We start from the raw sequence: 18,511 nt of genomic DNA, 5'->3' as shown, positions 1-18,511 counted from the left end.
GCGTTAAACCTTATATCAGATTCCGAATAAGCGAAATGTATTGGTAACACTTGCCGACGCAACTTCCGTTACGGGGCGACTCATCAACGTTGCTACCTGCTCACCCACCGCACGGATAAATGCCGGCTCATTATTACGCCGTCGTGGACGCTGATTTTTGGGAAACAGATATGGCGCATCGGTTTCAAGAATAAGTTTATCCAGTGGCATCTCGGGTATCGCGGCGCGCAGGTCTTCTGCGCGCCGCGGATCACAGACCCAGCCGGTGATACCAATATAAAGACCCATTGATAAATACGTCTGCATTTGCGCCTGCGTTCCCGTAAAACAATGGGCAATACCGCTTAGATTATTAATACTCTCAAGACAACTGAGCTGTTGGTCAAAGGCATCTCGCTCATGCAGATAAACCGGCTTATGCAGGCGCTCGGCAATTTCAAGCTGCGCGTTAAACACAGCGATCTGCGTATCCGGGGGCGAAAAATTGCGGTTGAAGTCTAATCCGCATTCGCCCACGGCCACCACTCCAGGCCCGGTCGCGAGTTGTTCAAGACGTTGTAAGTCGTTATCACTGACATGCCTGGCATTATGCGGATGTACACCGATGGTGTAACACAGTGTATTAGGGTATTGCTGATACAGCACGGCGGCGGTATCCCACTCTTGTGGGTGGGTGGTGATCATGCAAAGACGGGTGACATTTGCCGTCAACGCATTAGCGATAACCGCATGCGGATCAAAGCGTTTGTCCAGTAAATTTACCCCTGCATCAAACCACTGCATTTATTTCAGTCGCTCCACTTTTGTTCGCCGACTGGTGCCTTCAATACCCAGATAAAAGACGCCCATGAAGCCGCGTTTGACAACTGCTATATCATCCACCTCGCCATGAAAATACTCCTTTTTTTTCTGCTGCCAGACCATACCGTTTGCCAGCGTATAGATGCGGTTTCCACGGCGATTTTCTTCAACACTAACTACCCTGCTGCTTATCTCATTGATTTCTTCACCAGGCTCAGGGCGATTTTCTAAGCCAAATTGCCGCTTTTTCTGTGCAGCCGACTGAGGTGCTGCGGAATTAGCCGCTTGCTGAGGGATGCTTTGTTCAGCGTTATCGGCAGTATCATTGTCAGAGGAGGCACCATTTGAGCCAGACTCTGACTCGGTGGCTGACCCGGCAAGCTCTTCAGCAGCCAGTGTGTCGAAGCATGTTAAGCGTTGCTTATCACCGGTTATCTTTGCACACTGCTCTAGTGATACCGGCGCTTTAGCGACACTGCTGTTGGCAAATGCCAGACTCAGCAGCGTGAGTAATACAAGTTCTGTCCGTGGCATTATTGTTTTTCTCCGATAATCAATTGTTCTATCCATCCGTAGCGGTGTGATCATCCTGTTCATCATCATTTTTCTTACCATAAAATCCGCCCACAATGACACCAATTTCAAAAAGTAACCACATGGGCACTGCCAGTAATGTCTGGGAAATAATGTCTGGGGGGGTCAGCAGCATGCCAATTACAAATACCCCAACAATGACAAAAGGACGCTTAGCCCGCAGCGAGTCTGCATCGGTGACGCCCGTCCAGCACATCAGAATAATGGCGATAGGAATTTCAAAGGATACACCAAATGCAAAAAACAGTTTTAAGACAAAATCGAGGTAAGAAGAAATATCCGTACTCACAGTTACACCGCTGGGTGCGACGCTGGTAAAAAACGCGAAGGCCAGTGGAAATACCACGAAGTAAGCGAAAGCCATGCCAGCATAAAATAGCAGGGTACTGGAGACCAACAGCGGTATAACCAGCTTTTTCTCTGTGGTGTACAACCCCGGCGCAATAAAGGCCCATACCTGGTATAGCACATAGGGAATGGCGATAAAGAAAGACAGTACGAGGGTCAGCTTAAAAGGCGCGAAAAATGGTGATGCAACATCAGTTGCAATCATGGATGCATTTTCAGGCAAGACTGCCATTAACGGACTGGCAAGATAGTGATAAAGATCTTCGGCAAAATAGACCAAACAAAGAAATACGACAAGTACACTAAGTAGGGCACGAAGAATTCGATTTCGCAGCTCCACGAGGTGCGAAATCAGATTATTGGTGTCAGTCATTGCTTTTTCTTATAGGGTTCTTGTACAGACTCAGCGGCTTCCTTGAGCTCATCGACGCTTTTCTGCAAATCTTCAGAGACGTCTTTGAGACCCTGCTGCTCTGCTTTTCTAAGATTTTCGTGTAGCTCGTGTACACGCAGCTGATGCTCCACCTCTTGCTTAAAGCCACTGGCGGCATTGCGCACGCTGCGCACTGTATTTAGCGTAGAGCGAATAGCCCCGGGCAAGCGCTCTGGTCCCAACACTAATAGTGCGAGTACGCCAATAACAAGCAGTTCCCAAAAACCGATATCAAACATCAGGACTTTTCTTTAACATCGCTCTGCGTAGTGGTAGTGGATGCTGTTTTATTTTTATTATCCACTTTCTGATGCTCAGTAAAATCGGCATCGCCCTGCTGATTTTTTTGCTCGTCGTCATCAACAGCTTTTTTGAACCCTTTAATGGCACCGCCCAAATCCGAACCAATGCTTTTCAAACGTTTCGTGCCAAATAACAGAACGACAATGGCAAGTACAATCAGCAACTGCCAGACACTAATACCCATAACTTTCTCCTTTGCACGTATTGTTACAGTATGCCATTGCCTGTCTTTGCTTTCACCACAATATTTCGTGAACAAAAACTTGCTGTCAGATAAAGATTCATACGTATTTACGGTTCTGTTTGACTTCGTTTGAATATAACTTAATGCTGAAGACAGGAAAGCTAAGTTGTAAGGCAAGGTATGGCGTGTTTATCACTGATGTTCTGTTCGTTACTGGCGATGCCCGGTGACATCATCACTGAGCCGGCAGTGTTGCCTGAAACACCGGTTATCACCACACCGGACAATTTGCCCGATACCTGGATGGACCTGTGGCAACGTAATCTGACCCAGTCAATGAATTACACGGTGCAACAACTCGACAGTTTTTTTGCGCTGAAGGGCTCCAACCGGCATGAGGATGCGCGCGCAGAAGGCCGGATAAGCCTTGGCTGGGAACCCAGAAGCCGTGATTTAGCTGAGTTTGATGTACGGTTTAAAATTCGGGTGCAGCTGCCGGCATTAGAAAACCGGGTTGATCTGATGCTTAGCGATGATGAGGACAGTCAGCAAAATGCCTCCATCAAGGCGGCCCGTCAACCTATCGAGCGCCGCCGACGTAATACCACTATAGCGTTGCGTTACCGATCCAGTGATAATGCCCGCATGTCCTATAAGATAGGCACCGGCCGCCGCGGTCAGATTTACACTAAAGCCCGCTATGCCGATATGGCTGCGTATTCGGACCAGCTGGCGCTATTTTATGATGCCGAGGCATATGCTTTCACCCGTGACCAGTTTGGCGCTGAATTGGGCGCCACCGTTCAGTTTATTAGCCAGAGTGAGCATGTTTTCCGGTTCAATAATCGCTTTTTCTACCGCGATCGCTTTGAAGATTGGGTATGGCGTCATGAGGCGCAGTATCTGCAACCGGTGGACAATAAGACCGCCGTCATCTACACCTTGTTTACTGAAGGCGAATCGCGCCCTAATTACCGCTTGGGTGAAGTGTATACCAGCGCCAGGTGGCGTTCGAACCCCACCCGGGACTGGCTGTTTTTTGAAGTTGAACCTTTTGTGCTTTTCACCCGGGATGAAGGATTCAAACCTTCCTATGGTGTGGCACTGCGGGTCGAAGCGTATTATGGCAATCCGTAAGCGGGTGGCTGTTGACCAACCTGTCAGGGCCGCAACGCTCTTTCACCACGGGCTAAGCCACATACGCCGGTACGTGAAGATTCAATAATCTCCGCACACTGATTGATGGTAGTTGCAAAGGCATCGAGTTTATCGGTGGTACCAGTAATTTCAATGGTGTAGTTACTGGCGTTTACATCCACAATCCTGGCCCTGAAGATATCCGTATTGCGCTTAACTTCCGCGCGCATGGTCTCAGTCCTGGTGGCCACTTTTACCAGCATCAGTTCACGTTCAACGTGCGCATTCTCTGTCAAATCAACCACTTTGAGAACATCAATGAGCTTATTTACCTGTTTCGTAATTTGCTCAATGACTTTATTATCCCCGTGGGTGGTGATGGTCAAACGAGACAACGACGGGTCGTCAGTAGGCGCTACGCACAGCGAGTCCACATTATAACCGCGCTGCGAAAACACACCGACAATGCGTGACAGTGCGCCCGGGGCATTCTCCATTAACACCGAAATAATTCTTTTCATCAGGTGCGCTCCGTTTTACTAAGCCGCATATCATCCATGGCGCCATGTTTAATTTGCATCGGATAGACATGCTCATTCTGATCAACAGCTATATCCATAAATACCAACCGATCGGTGTAGCTAAAGCATCTCTTCATTGCCTCATCCAGCTCATCGGGGTGTTCTACTTTGATACCCACGTGTCCATAAGCTTCGGCAAGTTTGACAAAGTCAGGCATAGAATCCATATAAGAATGCGAATATCGCCCTTTGTAATTCATATCCTGCCATTGCCTGACCATCCCCAGCGCTCGGTTATTCAGGGAAATAATTTTCACTGGCAGGTTGTATTGCAGACAGGTAGAAAGTTCCTGAATGTTCATCTGAATACTGCCATCGCCGGTAACCACCACTGAGACTGCCTCCGGATGCGCAAACTGAACGCCCATAGCAGCGGGCAAACCAAAGCCCATGGTGCCCAAACCGCCGGAATTAATCCACTGGCGAGGTTTTTTATAAGGGTAATATAGTGCCGCAAACATCTGGTGCTGGCCAACATCTGATGAAATAAAGGCCTCACCACCGGTGTGTTTGTACAAAGACTGAATCACAGCCTGGGGCTTGATACTTTCTTCGCTCGCAGCGTAATTAAGGCATTGCCGGGAACGCCATTGATTGACCTGCTCCCACCACGGTGATATCCGGGTGCGCTGCTCACTAAGATCATGCTTATCAAGTGCACTGAGCAGCTGTTGCGCAACCTTGTCGACGCTACCCACCACAGGAATGTGAGCGTTCACCGTTTTTGAGATAGATGCAGGGTCAATGTCCACGTGGATAATATCAGCGTGAGGACAAAACTTATCAACGTTGTTAGTAACCCGGTCATCAAACCGTGCACCCAGCGCTAAAATGCAGTCTGCATTATGCATGCATTTATTCGCTTCGAGGGTACCGTGCATGCCCAGCATTCCGACAAATTGTTCATGGGTACCGGAAATAGCACCAAGCCCCATAAGTGTGCAGGTAACCGGCGCATTGAGCCGCTCGGCAAGCTCTGTAACTATCGCTGAGGCATCACTGGCGATGGCTCCGCCACCCACATATAAAACAGGCCGTTTTGCTGTGGTCAGTGACTGTACCGCTTTTTTAATTTGCTTAGCGTGCCCTTTTTCAGTGGGGTTGTAAGAGCGCATGCTGACATCCTGGGGGAACGAATAAGGATGCTCTTCCTGCACATTAACAATGTCTTTGGGCAAATCCACTACGACAGGTCCGGGCCGGCCGGTATTAGCAATATAAAAAGCCTTCGCGATAGCTTCAGGAATATCGACGGCACGCTTGACCAGAAAACTGTGTTTTACAATGGGACGTGAGCACCCCACCATATCGGTCTCCTGAAACGCATCCTCACCGATATGCATTGAAGGCACCTGGCCGGAGAGCACGACCATAGGTATTGAATCCATATAAGCGGTAGCAATACCGGTAATTGTATTGGTTGCCCCCGGTCCGGAAGTAACCAGTACGGTGCCTGTTTTACCTGTAGAGCGGGCATATCCATCTGCCATATGGGCAGCAGCCTGCTCATGGCGTACCAGAACGTGCTTAACCTCATCTTGTGCAAACAGTGCATCATAAATATCCAGGACCGCACCACCGGGATAACCAAACACGTGCGTAACACCTACATCTTTCAACGCCTCCACCACCATGGCGGCGCCCGACATCATTTTCACTGTCGTCTCTCCTCTGGTTGCCCGGAAATAAAATATCGCCTATAGCCGGACTATATCGAAGGACCAGGAAAGATAAAACAGTAAAAACACAAAAAAGTGAAATATATGTTCTCGTATAGAATATAAATAGGACAAACAGTTCGCATGAATGCTATAAAAACCGGAAATTAGCAATATTTAACAACTTTATAACATTGCTCGTCACTCATGAAATGGCCCCTTTCAGGTGTATCTATTGTTGGCCCTTGTTGATCTGCTTCATTTTCATTACGGTGCCAGCCTCCTAAGTAAATACTGGCAGTTTAAGGCCGGTGTATACGCGCCATGTACTTATGGCAGGCGCGCTCTGCTAACGTTGCTGGTGGTCGTGTTTCCCTAGCACTTCTATGTAACCTCGTTCAAGGTCGGTGGCTGGCGCCAGGCTATCTTCCTTTAATGCAGTCAGGAATGAGCCATACGCTGCTAAAGCGCAGCGCTCTGTTCTGAGCGCAATGTAAAAATTCTGATAGACGTTTTTTTAGGGTGAAGAAAAGGTGATGTCAAACCAAGTCTGTCAGGATCCTCAAATGTTCATGTGACTGTCACACAAGAAGCGCCAGCTGGTTAACTTATAGCTATTTTTATCATTCACGTAACGCGGTACTTGCAACTTCTTTGCTTTGTTGCTCCTATATGGTGCTAAGCAGATGTAAAGGTAACAAAATGCGCGTTTGGGCTCTTTTAATCGGATTAATCGTTATAAGCGGATGTCAGATTGGTCCGTCTCCCGTTAGCCAGCCGCCTCAACTGGTAGAAACAGACTGGGGAATTTATCCTTTTGCAGAAAATGTGAGCTTCAGCCAGGTGCTGCAACTAGACTACCGGGAAGCCGATAAAACCCTCAGCTACGGCAGTGATCCGCTGCAATTTGGTAAGTTATGGCTGCCTGCTGATACCAGAGTCGCCGCCCCGCTGGTTATCTTTATTCACGGCGGCTGCTGGCTATCAGACTACGATCTGAGTCACAGTTACGCCATGGCCACAGCATTAGCCCGGGCCGGCTTTGCGGTATGGTCTGTGGAGTACCGGCGTACGGGTGATCCGGGTGGGGGCTGGCCGGGAAGCCTTCATGATGTAGTCCAGGCCATCAACTATATTCAGTTGCAAGACAATGACGCTGTGGATCTTCAGTCTGTTACACTTACGGGGCATTCTGCCGGCGGCCATCTGGCAATGCTGGCTGAACCACAAGTCGCGCGCCCCATAACAAATACGCTGGGTCTGGCCCCTATTATAGATATTGAAACCTATGGGCAAGGTCAGAACAGTTGCCAGCGCGCCACTCATTCGTTTATGGGCGGAACCCACGCACAGCGCACCGCTGAATATGCACGGGCAAACCTGTTAAATGCTAAGCTGAGGGGTGATGTTAACATTCTGTCCGGTGAACTGGACACGATTGTGCCGTTACCGGCAAATCCACTGACAGATAAGGCATTCAGGCAGGTTCCCGGGGCAGGACATTTTGACTGGTTGCATCCCGGAACGCCGGCATTTGCGGTCTTTATCGAACTATTAAAAAATAAGTGAGCCTATGACGTTATACACTATTGAACAGCTGGATGACCAGGATCCGCTCGCCGCGAAACGGGCGCTGTTTGACTTACCTGAAGATGTTATCTATCTGGACGGCAACTCGTTAGGCGCCCTACCCCATGCCAGTATTCAGCGAGTACAGGAAGTGGTGACGCACCAGTGGGGCAACGACTTAATCGGCTCATGGAACAAACACGGCTGGATTGACCTGCCGCAAAAAACCGGTGATAAAATCGCGTCCCTGCTCGGTGCCGGCCCCGGACAGGTTATTGTGTGTGATTCGATTTCAGTGAATCTTTACAAATTGCTGATAACAGCGCTGGAGATGCAGCCTGGTCGAGCCACGGTGGTCTCAGAACAAGGTAACTTTCCGACCGATTTATACATGGTTCAGGGGGTGCAGGCTTTACTTGGTGAAAAACGCTGTAATTTACTCACAGTAGCGGCCGATAGTATCGAACACGCACTTACCGAAGATGTAGCGGTATTGATGCTCACCCACATTAACTTTCGCTCAGGTCAGCTTCACGATATGCAACGCCTGACCCGGCTGGCCCATGCTAAAGGCATTCTGGTCATCTGGGATTTGGCGCACAGCGCAGGTGCTGTACCGTTAAACTTAGATGACTGCGGGGTGGATTTTGCCGTTGGTTGTGGCTACAAGTACCTCAATGGCGGCCCTGGTGCGCCTGCTTTTTTATATGCCGCCACCAGGCATCATGAGAAGATAAACCAGCCTTTAGCAGGTTGGATGGGCCATGCTAATCCGTTTGCATTTTCACAAGACTACCAGCCGGCGCCTGGAATTAAGCAATTTTTAGCCGGAACACCGTCGATAATTGCAATGGCTGCTCTGGATGCTGCTTTGGATGTATTCAACGATATTGATATGACCACAGTTCGTGAAAAATCTGTAGCATTGACCCAGCTTTTTTTACAGCTCAAGCAGCAACACACCGACCTGGATGAACTGATTTTGTGTTCACCCGAAGATACCAGCCAAAGAGGCAGCCAGTTGTCTTTTTGTCACGACGACGCGTATGCTATTTGTCAGGCCTTGATCGACAATGGTGTAGTGCCGGACTTTCGCGCCCCGGATATTGTGCGCTTTGGCTTTACTCCCTTATATTTAAGCTTTGCTGATATCGCCAATGCTGTAGAAATATTGCAAAAGGTGATGCATGAAAAGCGCTACCAGAAAGACAAATATAAACAGCGTGCAACGGTGACGTAAGTTATCGCAAGTATTATTTGCAAAAAAACGAGCAAAGTGAGGAAAAAGCGGCATTGCTGCTCCTTTTTCGGCTCACATTGATAATAAATGCCTATAACTTAGGCCCGATCAACGGCTTGGCGAATCACGTGCGGTAAGGGATATCTTTGCAGCCAGGGGCTGGATGATTCTGGTCAGCCCCGAAATGCTGCCAGCGTCGCTTTTTGTCCACCGACAACAAAGAACGCTGCTGCCTTTTCTCAGGTTGCAGTGCCATTTCTCATACGTGGCATCAAAGCTACGATAAGCATCTGTCTGCTCCCAGCCGTTCTCCCTATAACTGGTCAATATATTTTCAAATGTATGCTCAGCAATGCCCTCAATAATTTTTAAATCGTTGCGCTTATAGTTTAAGGCAATTAGCTTGTTTCTTAGCATGGCTATCAGTTTCATTTTCCACCTGATACAAATTGAATGAGCGCAAACGCCTGAACATCCTGGGTTCGAAGTGCATACACATCCATCATTACTGTCTACTTGCTATGTCTGACTGATTGCATCTTATTCGAGCACCTGCTTTATAAGGTCGGCACTCGCTGATTAAACGTTATCGACAAAGAATTTGCCGCAAAGATCGCGGGATCATATACACTTAGCCATCTGGTTATCAATTCAATTATCGCCAATGAGAAATCAATTCTTCTATGTTGCCTTATTTCTTTTTAGTTGCCAGACGTTCGCCCAGAATACGACCGCTCAGAACAAAATAAGCGCTGTGGAGGATCTTTCCCCCCATGAAACACTTGAAAATACAGTGGTCAACATTGTTCACAGCTTTATAGAACACCTGCCGTATCTATTGGCCGGGCTACTGGTCCTGTTGCTGACGTGGCTAATGGCAAATGTGTTTGGAATGGTAGTACGCAAACTAACCCGACATATGCGACAGTCCCTCAGCGAGCTGTTTGAGCGGCTTACCCACATTGGTGTGTGGGCACTGGGCCTGTTACTCGCTGCTATGGTAGTTTTTCCGGGTTTAACGCCGGCCAAGGCTCTGGGGGGCCTGGGGTTAGCATCGATTGCTATCGGTTTTGCATTCAAAGAAATTTTTGAAAACTTTTTTGCCGGTGTGCTGTTGCTGTGGAAATACCCTTTTGAAAAAGGTGATTTTATTGAATGCGAATCTATTCTGGGAAAAGTGGAAAATATCTCTGTGCGCATGACCACCATCCGCAAAACTAACGGCGAGCTGGTGGTGGTACCTAATTCATTTTTATTTAAAAACGCAGTGAATGTACTGACTGATCAGGATTTACGCCGTATCACTATTATGACCGGCGTGGCCTACAGTGAAGATGCCGATCGCGCTGCTAGTTTATTGGAAAACGCCCTGGCAGCGTGTAAAACTGTAGACAGCCGTAATCCTGTGCAGGTCTTTCTTAATGGGTTTGGTGACAGCAGTATTGATATTGAGGTTACTTGGTGGACGGGGCCTACACCGCTAGATCACAGACGATCGCGCAGTGAAGTGGTCAGCGTAATAAAACGCACTCTTGATGAAGCCGGCATAGAGATCCCATTCCCTTACCGTACAATGACATTTAAAGACCCGCTTATGATCAGGCAGGAGCCAAGCTAAGTGTGAAAAGGACAGCGCGTACAGAGGCAAATTGGTTGTTTTGTCGTTAAAGCTGAAGCTTGAAGAGCCCCGCCCGGGTCAGACAGGTAACCAGCCCGGGCGGGTCAATAGCAAAGTCAGTGGCAGCGCACCAATCACGCTGGTTTACAAGTTAAAACTGCTGTATAAAACCTGACGGGCGCGGTCAACTTGGGCTGTTCAGCGTTTTCTGGGAACCCATGCCCACAGCATTTCACAAATTACAGGTTCAATGCCTGTAGCATCAGTAACCTTGACCTCAACCAGTACTTCTCCCTTATCCAGTTCATTCATTTGCCTGATTTGCTCGTCGGTCAGCCTGGCCACGGCTGTCATATTACCGCTGGCTCGCTTTACATAATTAAGCTTCATCGATTTGATTAATGGAAGCTTGTCACCGGGCAGGTTTGTTCCAACCACAAATCCGGTGGCAGATTCAGCCAACAACGCCATGCCTGCAGCGTGCACACTGCCAATGTGATTTTGTACTTTTTTATAATTTTTCTGGCGGAAGGTAACAGATTGCAAGTCGGTACTGAGAATATCCAGACTGACGGTGCGGGTCAGCTTTACCTTAAAACGGAACATCCAGGTCAAAAGACGACGGGACAGCCAGGGCGGGTATGTATTAACTTTTTCCGCAAAGGCGCGTAATGGATTGGATTTAGCCATAATAGTTTAATCTGTTAGCTGGTAAGACCAGTACAATAGTGTGTACGCTACGCAATTGCAACTCTCTGTCAATTCGCTCTGACGTTGCAAAAAAATATTTCATCTGTTCTGAGATAGCTTTTTGCCAAACAAGCTATTTACCACACTTTAGTAAATATAAAAATGCTGATTTTGAGCAGCCACCTCAAGTGATAAAAGGGGCTCGGCAGGGTGTTTGCGACTGGTTAAATTTCCAACAGCACTGCAATTAAGGCTAGTCTAATGGGCCTTAAGTTAGTAGAAAATATGCTTAAAACACAGGTCGCAGCTTATTATTATTGTTATTACATTGAAATCAGGATTTATTATTTGAAATCTGCTACCCAGCGCAGTTTCTACAATTGAGATAAGCATTATGGACAGTTAAGTGTAAGCAGCTGGTTTATCGACACGTAAAATGGACATGCGTTTATACGCTTCGAAATTTAACTAAACAATACGGTGCCGTCAGGCAGTGCCGTCGTCATTGGTAAGTAGCAGGCACCAGAGCGTTGCTGGGGCCTTTTTCAACTGATGGCGCTTTAACGAAATATCTCGAAAAACGCGGCGGTGAAATAGATGCCAAGCATCGCCACGCTTTCGACCCCGATTCCCCCGGGTCCGCGACGTTGCCGTGCAATTAATCCGGCTAACAGGATAGAGGTCATCAGAATACCGGTTCCCAGCCAGTAAAGATCTGACGTACCCACCGCATGGTAGAGAGACCCTTCGCGATACGATATATCAGAAAAAACCAGAAATAGCGTATCAAAGGTGTTGCCGCCAATGATGCCACCGACAGCCAGTTGCAAAGCACCCCGCCGTACCGCCACCAGGGTGGTTACCAGTTCCGGAAGCGATGTGACGACCGCGGTAATGAGCGACCCAACGAGACTGGCGGTGAGCCCGAACCGGGTTATAAATATGCCGCCAATTTGACTGATAACCCAGCCACCTGCGCCCATTACCAGCACAAGGCCGATGAACGATACGATAGGCCCCCGTGCGGATTTATGGGCTTCGTTCTCGTTTTCGGGCTCATCCTTTCGAGTTTCAAAGGTCATTACTGGCTTCCACATCGGTGTTTCAGAGATACTCGATGAGACGCCGACACCATACAGGTACGTGACAAAGAGTACCCCGGAAATGGGATGCACGCCGAAATAAGCGACCTCAGGGCCGGCCAGCGCACAGAGCGGCATAGACAGCAGCACTATTAGCATAACGCCCTGAAAAAGATTGGTGGGCTCCGCTGCCGCATGTTCCAGGTTGACCTTTTTGTAAATCGTATCGGCGATGGCCAAAAACAGCGTTTGCGCCGCAATTCCACCCACTGCGTTTGAAAAGGCAAATGAGGCGTTGCCATCGAGCGCAGCGTTGACTGATACAACCACACCGGCCAGCGATGTCGCGCCGCCAAGAATCAGACCACCGGCCATCGCTTCGCCCATGCGAGTACGATCAGCGATAATATCGGCAAGCCGTGTGGCCCGAATGGACGACAGCACTACAGCTACACAGGCAACAAAAAACGCAGCGAGAAGCAGCGTTAGGGATAAGGACTCGAACATGGGCGGTCAAGGTCCGTGTGACACAAAGAATAATCACAGTAAAACATCACCCGGCGCTATACAACAGGTTTTATTTTGTAAACACTGGTTGGGCGCTGGCTATCATGGGGTGAGTACTTGTAGCGATTAAACCAATATTGCGAATAAAAAATTCAGGGCAATTTTTTTGATAAACAGCGGCGCGTAAGCTAGCCAACTGGCAGAAGTTCAATTTGCTGATAATAAGAGGGTGGTTGATAGCTAATCATCTATAGATGCTCCGGCTGAAAACCTATCGGGCAACAAATTTATCCGCTACGCTTATGATTTTTGTGATCAGGGATTGGCATAGGAATATCAGGTGAAAAAGTTTATAAACTACGCATGTATAGCAATCGCCTTAGTGGTAGTAGTCACTTATGTATCAGAGGGTTTATGGGTCGATGGCTGGGGCGGAGTAGCTACCATTATGGTCGTCTTTTTTGCATCCTCAGTAACCATATTTACGTTGACAGGCGTTTTTTGTATATGGAAGTTTTTCACAAAAAGTTCTGAACAAATACCTGTCCCACTACTCATCATGTTGTATTTCTCCGGTTTTTTTCTACTGATACTTTTTCTTATAAGGCTCGGCTAAATAAAAATGTTTAACCGGAGGCGGAGTATCGTAGCTTCAAATCAGTTTGAGATAAAAAACGAGATGCGTATCTGGCAACCACGTTGTCGCGACCTGTCGCGAGACGTAACTAAACCGGAAGCTGATTTAAGAACATAAGAGAATTTGGAGCGGGAAACGAGATTCGAACTCGCGACCCCAACCTTGGCAAGGTTGTGCTCTACCACTGAGCTATTCCCGCACTTTGGATATGACTGAAAATTGGAGCGGGAAACGAGATTCGAACTCGCGACCCCAACCTTGGCAAGGTTGTGCTCTACCACTGAGCTATTCCCGCACACTCTACTTTTCAGTAAATTTACGAAACGGCTGTCCCGTAAAAGTGGAGCGCATTGTACAAAAATTCTGGCAATGCGCAATACCTAAATGCTACAAAAGTGCAAAAAACCGAAGTGACTGACTAAATACTAAACACTTTTTCACGATAAAACTTCAGTTCTTCGATAGATTCACGAATATCGTCAAGCGCCAGATGCACACCTTGCTTGGTAAATCCTTCCAGTGCCTCGGGTTTCCATCGGCGGGTAAGTTCTTTGATAGTACTGACATCAATACTTCGGTAATGAAAATATGCCTCCAGCTCTGGCATATATTTAACCATAAAACGGCGATCTTGACCGATAGTATTGCCACACAAAGGCGATTTTCCCGCATCAACATAGTCTTGCAAAAACGCGATGGTCTGCTCGGCAGCCTGCGCTTCATTAATGTTACTTTCCTGACAACGCTTGGTCAGCCCGCTTTCACCATGGGTTTTGGTACACCACTCGTCCATGCCATCCAGAATATTATCAGGCTGGTGCACTGCGATAACCGGGCCTTCAGCCAGAATATTCAATTGGGGATCGGTAACAATTGTGGCAATCTCGAGCACTTTACAGGTTTCTGGATCGAGCCCGGTCATTTCCATATCGATCCAAACCAGGTTCAAATCATGTTTACTCATTTATCGATCCTTTTTCTTTTAACGTGGCACCAGGGCCATACAAACGTTATGATTGAAGCAGTATACGCTAACTTATCATGGAATCGTGGCGAAAAAACCAAAACTCACTCAACGGCAAAAACGTCAGGTAGCGACAAATCGCAAGCGTCGCCTGGATGATAAACAAAATACGCCTGCAGCTAAAGCTGACGCGGCTAATTTACAGGCCGGCACAGTCATTGGCCGCTTCGGCAAACACGCTGATGTAGAAGATTCTGCCGGCGCTGTCTCTCGATGCCATATCCGCCGTACTATTGACTCGGTGGTTTGTGGCGATAATGTTTTATTTGATGCTGGTGAAAGCGTTCAGGAAGGCGTCAGTGGCGTGATAGAGATTGTGCAGGACAGACAATCGGTACTCACCCGGCCGGACTTTTACGATGGCGTTAAACCCATTGCAGCAAATATCGACCAAATCATTATCGTCAGCGCGGTTATCCCCAGCTTGTCACTGAATATTATCGATCGCTACATTGTGGCCTGTGAAGATATTGGCATTACACCGGTTATCGTGCTGAACAAAGTAGAACTGCTTGATGATGCTACACAAGAGCAAACACGCGAGCTTTTGGCTGAATATGAGGCGCTGGGTTACAAGGTGCATTACACCAGCTGCAAAACACAGCAAGGCATTGAAACATTAGATGCGTTGTTAAATGACAAAGTAAGCATTTTTGTCGGTCAGTCCGGGGTGGGTAAATCAAGTATAATAAACCGCGTTTTGCCCGATGCTGATGAGGTGGTTGGCGAGGTATCGGATAATTCAGGGCTGGGCCAGCACACTACCACGGCCGCTAAATTACTGCACCTTCCGGCTGGCGGTGATTTAATCGATTCTCCTGGAGTGCGGGAGTTTGGGCTGTGGCATCTGCCTGTTGAGCGGGTTACCTGGGGCTTTATTGAATTTCGCGATTTTCTGGGTGGCTGCAAATTCCGCGACTGCAAACATCTGAATGATCCCGGCTGTCTGATTCGGCAGGCTACAGAGGAAGGAAAAATCAGTCCGGCCCGCTATGCCAGTTATCATCGGATCCTGGCATCCATGGAAGAAAACCGGCCAAGCCACAGTGGTCCTTTCTGAATATCCGCCAATAATGGTTGCCGTTATGCCATCCGGCAACCTCTCATAACCGTAAGATCCTTTTTATCCGCAAAAGATACGGTACAATCTCGCTGTCAAAAAAAGGAGAAGCACTGTGCTGGACTGGTTAAAAGTCAATCTGCAATATTTGTTACCCAAGCATCTGATTTCCAGACTGATTGGTAAACTTGCTGCCGCCCGGGCCGGAAAGGTCACTACCTGGCTTATCAAATTGTTTATCAAACATTATAGGGTTGATATGCATGAGGCGCTGTATTCTAAGCCTGAACACTATAAAACCTTTAACGAGTTTTTCACGCGGCCGCTTCAGCCTGACGCGCGCCCCATTGAAGGGGACGAGAAAACACTGGTGCATCCGGTGGACGGCGCAGTCAGTCAGTTTGGCGATATTCTTGATGACAGTATTTTTCAGGCCAAAGGGCATAACTATAGTCTTACCTCGTTATTAGGCGGTAAACCTGAAGTGGCACAACTGTTTAAAGGGGGCAAGTTTGCTACGGTCTATCTGGCACCGCGCGACTATCACCGTATTCACATGCCTGTGGACGGTACGCTGACTGACATGATTTATGTGCCTGGCGAACTGTTTTCAGTTAACCCACTTACCGCCAGCAATATTCCTGGCTTATTTGCCCGCAACGAGCGGGTGGTTGCCTTATTTGACACGCCTGTCGGTAAAATGGCGATGGTGCTGGTCGGCGCCACTATCGTGGCAAGCATTGAAACTATCTGGGCAGGGACCATTTCGCCACCCGCCGGTAAGAATGTGCAACACTGGCAATACGACACAGACACCGAGTCGAGTGTGCATATTAAGAAAGGTGAGGAGCTGGGCCGGTTCAAACTAGGCTCTACCATCGTTGCTTGTTTTGAACCCAATGCCATTGAATTTGCTGACCTGACGGCCGGACAGGTTACCCGTTTAGGGGAGCGTTTTGCCGAACGAAGTGATGTAGCTGAACAGCGTATACCAAATCAAGATCAAGATCCGGTCTAGATGGATCCGGTAAAACGCAGCCTTATCACGCTGCACCTGACAGTCATTTTACTGGGCGGAACGGCACTTTTTTCCCAGATTATCCCGTTATCTGCCAGAGATATCACGCTGGGCCGTTCGGTATTTGCCTGTATTGCATTAATTGCCTTTCTGGTACTGACCAAAACGTCACTTAGGTTAAACAGTAAAAAAGACTACGCCGTAGCGGTGGCGTTGGGTGTGCTTATGGCCATGCACTGGGTGACCTACTTTGCTGCTATGCAATACGCAGGGGTCTCTGTAGGCATGATTGCGTTATTTACCTTCCCGGTTATCACTGTGCTTATTGAGCCATTTTTTGAAAAAACACGATTAGCCTGGCAGGATTTTTTCAGTGCAGTGGTGGTTTTTGTTGGCATTGCACTGATAGTGCCGGAAGGAACCATCAGTAACGATGTGACGCTGGGCGTCGTTGTGGGAATTATCTCGGCCGTACTCTACGCCATACGCAATCTGGTACATCGTCAGCATTTTTCTCACTACTCCGGCGCTAAAGCTATGGCCTGGCAAATTTTACTGGTATGTCTATGTCTCATCCCATTAAGTACCGGCGGGTTACCTGAGGCATCCTGGTCCACCTGGGGCTTGCTACTAACGCTGGGCACGCTGTTTACAGCCCTGCCTCATGCTCTTATTGCTGCCTCTTTGACACACCTTAAAGCGACTACATTTTCACTTATCGCCTGTATGCAGCCCTTCTACGGGGTATTACTGGCAATCGTATTATTGGGAGAGTCACCAGGCTGGAAAACCCTGTTGGGCGGGATTCTTGTGACCTCCGCGTCAGTCTACGAAACAGTGAAAACCCACAAACATGCAAAAGGAGCGCGTTAATGTGGATACTGGCACATCGTGGCGCCAGCAAGCAGGCCCCTGAGAATACCCAAAAGGCGTTTCGTCTGGCGATGGCCCAGCAGGCTACCGGAGTAGAATTTGATACGTATCAGGTAGAAGACGAAATTATCGTGATTCATGATCGGCGACTTGAACGGACGACTGACGGACATGGCCAGATAAATAATGCCAGCCTTTCCTATCTGCGCTCTCTTGATGCAGGCGACGGCGAACCGATTCCTTTTCTTACCGATGCTTTACGATGTTTACCTGACAACACAATATGCAATGTTGAAATCAAGTCACTGTATGATATTCCGCGCTGGTTGCTGGCACTGGATGCAGCGGTCAGTCAGACTGGATTTAACCGGGACAATCTGATTGTTTCATCATTTAACCATCGCTGGCTGAAGCGCATTCACCAGCTTGAACCTGAGCTAAAGCTTGGTGCATTAACCTCCTCTTATCCCGAAGAGGGCGTAGCCTTTGCCAAAAAGCTCAATGCCTTCTCCGTGCACGTCAGTCTGGATGTGGTGGATGAAGAACTGGTGAAAATGGCTAAAGAAGAAGGGTTGCCAATTCTGGTGTTCACCGTGGACAACCCTGAGGATATGTTAACCCTGCAAGCCTGGGGGGTTGACGGTATTTTTACCAACGTTCCGGAACAAGCAGTAAGCTTACTTGGCAGCACCTGACAACGAAGGCGCATAAGCCAGTTTTCGCTGATACCGCGTACGCCGGATTAGACGCATATTGATAACATGCGCCATGACAATAAGCATAGCACCGGTAGCAATAGTGAATGGCTCAAACTGCTCCCCTAAAATATTCTTGTGCCAGTAAATAAGACCACCAGTGGCAATTATTGCAACCGGATAGTACTGACCATGAAAGCGAAGCGTACCCGCAATAAGCGCGATGCCGCCAATAAGCATTGAGATGATTAGTATGGTTCGCTCAAACCAGGTCTGAGCAAAAAATGTGGAAGAAACCAGCGGCAACAATGGCACCAGAACGGGCAAAGACAGGCAATGAACCGCACATAAGCTGGAGATCCATATCCCTAATTTGTCCAATTTTGATGGATTGTCGGTAGATAGTGCCACGCGCGTCACCCAGTCTGGTTAATCAATAAACGTTATAATATAACATTC

20 protein-coding genes and 2 tRNA genes are annotated in these 18,511 nt (G+C 48.1%); 8 read left to right on the top strand and 14 right to left on the bottom strand.

Features of this window, described 5'->3' with window-relative positions; translation table 11 throughout:
- Nucleotides 1-15: 15 nt before the first annotated feature.
- From F458_RS0106435 to tatA, 5 genes are read right to left on the bottom strand one after another with little or no spacing between them, the layout of a single operon-like run.
- Complete coding sequence (locus F458_RS0106435) at nucleotides 16-783, bottom strand: TatD family hydrolase (RefSeq protein WP_018982571.1); 768 nt, start codon at nucleotides 781-783, stop codon at nucleotides 16-18.
- Nucleotides 784-1,335 carry a hypothetical protein gene (locus F458_RS0106430; protein ID WP_156824182.1) on the bottom strand — a complete coding sequence of 184 codons (552 nt, stop codon included), beginning with the start codon at nucleotides 1,333-1,335 and terminating at the stop codon, nucleotides 784-786.
- Between the two features lie 28 nt (nucleotides 1,336-1,363).
- Nucleotides 1,364-2,116, bottom strand: a complete 753-nt coding sequence (gene tatC / locus F458_RS0106425) for a twin-arginine translocase subunit TatC (protein ID WP_018982569.1) — start codon at nucleotides 2,114-2,116, stop codon at nucleotides 1,364-1,366.
- Nucleotides 2,113-2,415: a Sec-independent protein translocase protein TatB gene (tatB, locus tag F458_RS0106420; RefSeq protein ID WP_018982568.1), complete on the bottom strand. Its 303-nt coding sequence runs from the start codon at nucleotides 2,413-2,415 to the stop codon at nucleotides 2,113-2,115. The genes tatC and tatB overlap by 4 nt, the downstream gene beginning before the upstream one ends.
- Nucleotides 2,415-2,663 (bottom strand): Sec-independent protein translocase subunit TatA, encoded by a 249-nt coding sequence (gene tatA, locus F458_RS0106415; protein ID WP_018982567.1) that lies wholly within the window; start codon nucleotides 2,661-2,663, stop codon nucleotides 2,415-2,417. Before tatA ends, tatB begins: the two co-directional genes overlap by 1 nt.
- 180 nt (nucleotides 2,664-2,843) lie before the next feature.
- Between tatA and F458_RS0106410 the strand changes: the two genes are divergently transcribed.
- The gene (locus F458_RS0106410; RefSeq protein ID WP_018982566.1) at nucleotides 2,844-3,800 is read left to right on the top strand and encodes a hypothetical protein; all 957 of its coding nucleotides are present in this window, start codon (nucleotides 2,844-2,846) and stop codon (nucleotides 3,798-3,800) included.
- Between the two features lie 23 nt (nucleotides 3,801-3,823).
- Here the strand turns inward: F458_RS0106410 and ilvN are convergent, their stop codons facing one another.
- Together ilvN and F458_RS0106400 are read right to left on the bottom strand one after the other, a co-directional pair.
- Nucleotides 3,824-4,321, bottom strand: coding sequence for an acetolactate synthase small subunit (gene ilvN, locus F458_RS0106405; RefSeq protein WP_018982565.1), 498 nt, complete (start codon nucleotides 4,319-4,321; stop codon nucleotides 3,824-3,826).
- Entirely contained in the window at nucleotides 4,321-6,039 is a 1,719-nt protein-coding gene (locus F458_RS0106400) for an acetolactate synthase 3 large subunit (RefSeq protein WP_018982564.1), read from the bottom strand. Before F458_RS0106400 ends, ilvN begins: the two co-directional genes overlap by 1 nt.
- Before the next feature lie 702 nt (nucleotides 6,040-6,741).
- Between F458_RS0106400 and F458_RS0106395 the strand changes: the two genes are divergently transcribed.
- On the top strand, nucleotides 6,742-7,608 hold the full coding sequence (locus F458_RS0106395; protein ID WP_018982563.1) for an alpha/beta hydrolase: 867 nt from the start codon (nucleotides 6,742-6,744) through the stop codon (nucleotides 7,606-7,608).
- Between the two features lie 4 nt (nucleotides 7,609-7,612).
- Nucleotides 7,613-8,848 carry a kynureninase gene (gene kynU, locus F458_RS0106390; protein ID WP_018982562.1) on the top strand — a complete coding sequence of 412 codons (1,236 nt, stop codon included), beginning with the start codon at nucleotides 7,613-7,615 and terminating at the stop codon, nucleotides 8,846-8,848.
- Nucleotides 8,849-8,956: 108 nt separating this feature from the next.
- On the opposite strand, the gene F458_RS0106385 is transcribed toward kynU, so the two are convergent.
- Nucleotides 8,957-9,280 (bottom strand): hypothetical protein, encoded by a 324-nt coding sequence (locus F458_RS0106385; protein ID WP_018982561.1) that lies wholly within the window; start codon nucleotides 9,278-9,280, stop codon nucleotides 8,957-8,959.
- Between the two features lie 232 nt (nucleotides 9,281-9,512).
- Here F458_RS0106385 and F458_RS0106380 point away from each other — a divergent pair, with 232 nt between their 5' ends.
- A complete protein-coding gene (locus tag F458_RS0106380; protein ID WP_018982560.1) occupies nucleotides 9,513-10,466 on the top strand; it encodes a mechanosensitive ion channel family protein in 954 nt (317 codons plus the stop codon).
- Nucleotides 10,467-10,664: 198 nt separating this feature from the next.
- Here the strand turns inward: F458_RS0106380 and F458_RS0106370 are convergent, their stop codons facing one another.
- The 5 genes from F458_RS0106370 to orn all read right to left on the bottom strand — a co-directional run bounded on the left by F458_RS0106370 (nucleotide 10,665) and on the right by orn (nucleotide 14,346).
- Entirely contained in the window at nucleotides 10,665-11,156 is a 492-nt protein-coding gene (locus F458_RS0106370; protein ID WP_018982558.1) for a DUF4442 domain-containing protein, read from the bottom strand.
- Between the two features lie 560 nt (nucleotides 11,157-11,716).
- Entirely contained in the window at nucleotides 11,717-12,745 is a 1,029-nt protein-coding gene (locus F458_RS0106360) for a sodium:calcium antiporter (protein ID WP_018982556.1), read from the bottom strand.
- 761 nt (nucleotides 12,746-13,506) lie between these two features.
- Nucleotides 13,507-13,581: transfer RNA gene (locus F458_RS0106350), tRNA-Gly, on the bottom strand.
- Between the two features lie 21 nt (nucleotides 13,582-13,602).
- Nucleotides 13,603-13,677: transfer RNA gene (locus tag F458_RS0106345), tRNA-Gly, on the bottom strand.
- Between the two features lie 123 nt (nucleotides 13,678-13,800).
- Nucleotides 13,801-14,346 (bottom strand): oligoribonuclease, encoded by a 546-nt coding sequence (gene orn, locus F458_RS0106340; RefSeq protein ID WP_018982554.1) that lies wholly within the window; start codon nucleotides 14,344-14,346, stop codon nucleotides 13,801-13,803.
- Between the two features lie 85 nt (nucleotides 14,347-14,431).
- On the opposite strand from orn, the gene rsgA reads away from it, so the two are divergent.
- From rsgA to F458_RS0106320, 4 genes are all read left to right on the top strand, one after another.
- Entirely contained in the window at nucleotides 14,432-15,466 is a 1,035-nt protein-coding gene (rsgA, locus tag F458_RS0106335) for a small ribosomal subunit biogenesis GTPase RsgA (RefSeq protein WP_018982553.1), read from the top strand.
- Nucleotides 15,467-15,581: 115 nt separating this feature from the next.
- Entirely contained in the window at nucleotides 15,582-16,484 is a 903-nt protein-coding gene (gene asd / locus F458_RS0106330) for an archaetidylserine decarboxylase (protein ID WP_018982552.1), read from the top strand.
- Entirely contained in the window at nucleotides 16,485-17,357 is an 873-nt protein-coding gene (locus F458_RS0106325; protein WP_018982551.1) for a DMT family transporter, read from the top strand.
- Nucleotides 17,357-18,052, top strand: coding sequence for a glycerophosphodiester phosphodiesterase (locus tag F458_RS0106320; RefSeq protein WP_018982550.1), 696 nt, complete (start codon nucleotides 17,357-17,359; stop codon nucleotides 18,050-18,052). The genes F458_RS0106325 and F458_RS0106320 overlap by 1 nt, the downstream gene beginning before the upstream one ends.
- On the opposite strand, the gene F458_RS0106315 is transcribed toward F458_RS0106320, so the two are convergent.
- Entirely contained in the window at nucleotides 18,035-18,463 is a 429-nt protein-coding gene (locus F458_RS0106315) for a MerC domain-containing protein (protein ID WP_026294541.1), read from the bottom strand. The two genes, F458_RS0106320 and F458_RS0106315, sit on opposite strands and share 18 nt — an antisense overlap.
- Between the last annotated feature and the right edge of the window lie 48 nt (nucleotides 18,464-18,511).

The organism is Salinimonas chungwhensis DSM 16280 (assembly GCF_000378185.1).
GTDB lineage: Bacteria > Pseudomonadota > Gammaproteobacteria > Enterobacterales > Alteromonadaceae > Alteromonas > Alteromonas chungwhensis.
The sequence above is the reverse complement of the archived record's forward strand: the minus strand, read 5'-3'. Positions and strand labels throughout refer to the sequence as shown.

Coding starts and splice junctions, on each gene's coding strand:
- F458_RS0106435 (WP_018982571.1), bottom strand. CDS start 783: ATGCAGTGGTTTGATGCAGGGGTAAATTTACTGGACAAACGCTTTGAT.
- F458_RS0106430 (WP_156824182.1), bottom strand. CDS start 1,335: ATGCCACGGACAGAACTTGTATTACTCACGCTGCTGAGTCTGGCATTT.
- tatC (WP_018982569.1), bottom strand. CDS start 2,116: ATGACTGACACCAATAATCTGATTTCGCACCTCGTGGAGCTGCGAAAT.
- tatB (WP_018982568.1), bottom strand. CDS start 2,415: ATGTTTGATATCGGTTTTTGGGAACTGCTTGTTATTGGCGTACTCGCA.
- tatA (WP_018982567.1), bottom strand. CDS start 2,663: ATGGGTATTAGTGTCTGGCAGTTGCTGATTGTACTTGCCATTGTCGTT.
- F458_RS0106410 (WP_018982566.1), top strand. CDS start 2,844: ATGGCGTGTTTATCACTGATGTTCTGTTCGTTACTGGCGATGCCCGGT.
- ilvN (WP_018982565.1), bottom strand. CDS start 4,321: ATGAAAAGAATTATTTCGGTGTTAATGGAGAATGCCCCGGGCGCACTG.
- F458_RS0106395 (WP_018982563.1), top strand. CDS start 6,742: ATGCGCGTTTGGGCTCTTTTAATCGGATTAATCGTTATAAGCGGATGT.
- kynU (WP_018982562.1), top strand. CDS start 7,613: ATGACGTTATACACTATTGAACAGCTGGATGACCAGGATCCGCTCGCC.
- F458_RS0106385 (WP_018982561.1), bottom strand. CDS start 9,280: ATGAAACTGATAGCCATGCTAAGAAACAAGCTAATTGCCTTAAACTAT.
- F458_RS0106380 (WP_018982560.1), top strand. CDS start 9,513: ATGAGAAATCAATTCTTCTATGTTGCCTTATTTCTTTTTAGTTGCCAG.
- F458_RS0106370 (WP_018982558.1), bottom strand. CDS start 11,156: ATGGCTAAATCCAATCCATTACGCGCCTTTGCGGAAAAAGTTAATACA.
- F458_RS0106360 (WP_018982556.1), bottom strand. CDS start 12,745: ATGTTCGAGTCCTTATCCCTAACGCTGCTTCTCGCTGCGTTTTTTGTT.
- orn (WP_018982554.1), bottom strand. CDS start 14,346: ATGAGTAAACATGATTTGAACCTGGTTTGGATCGATATGGAAATGACC.
- F458_RS0106325 (WP_018982551.1), top strand. CDS start 16,485: ATGGATCCGGTAAAACGCAGCCTTATCACGCTGCACCTGACAGTCATT.
- F458_RS0106320 (WP_018982550.1), top strand. CDS start 17,357: ATGTGGATACTGGCACATCGTGGCGCCAGCAAGCAGGCCCCTGAGAAT.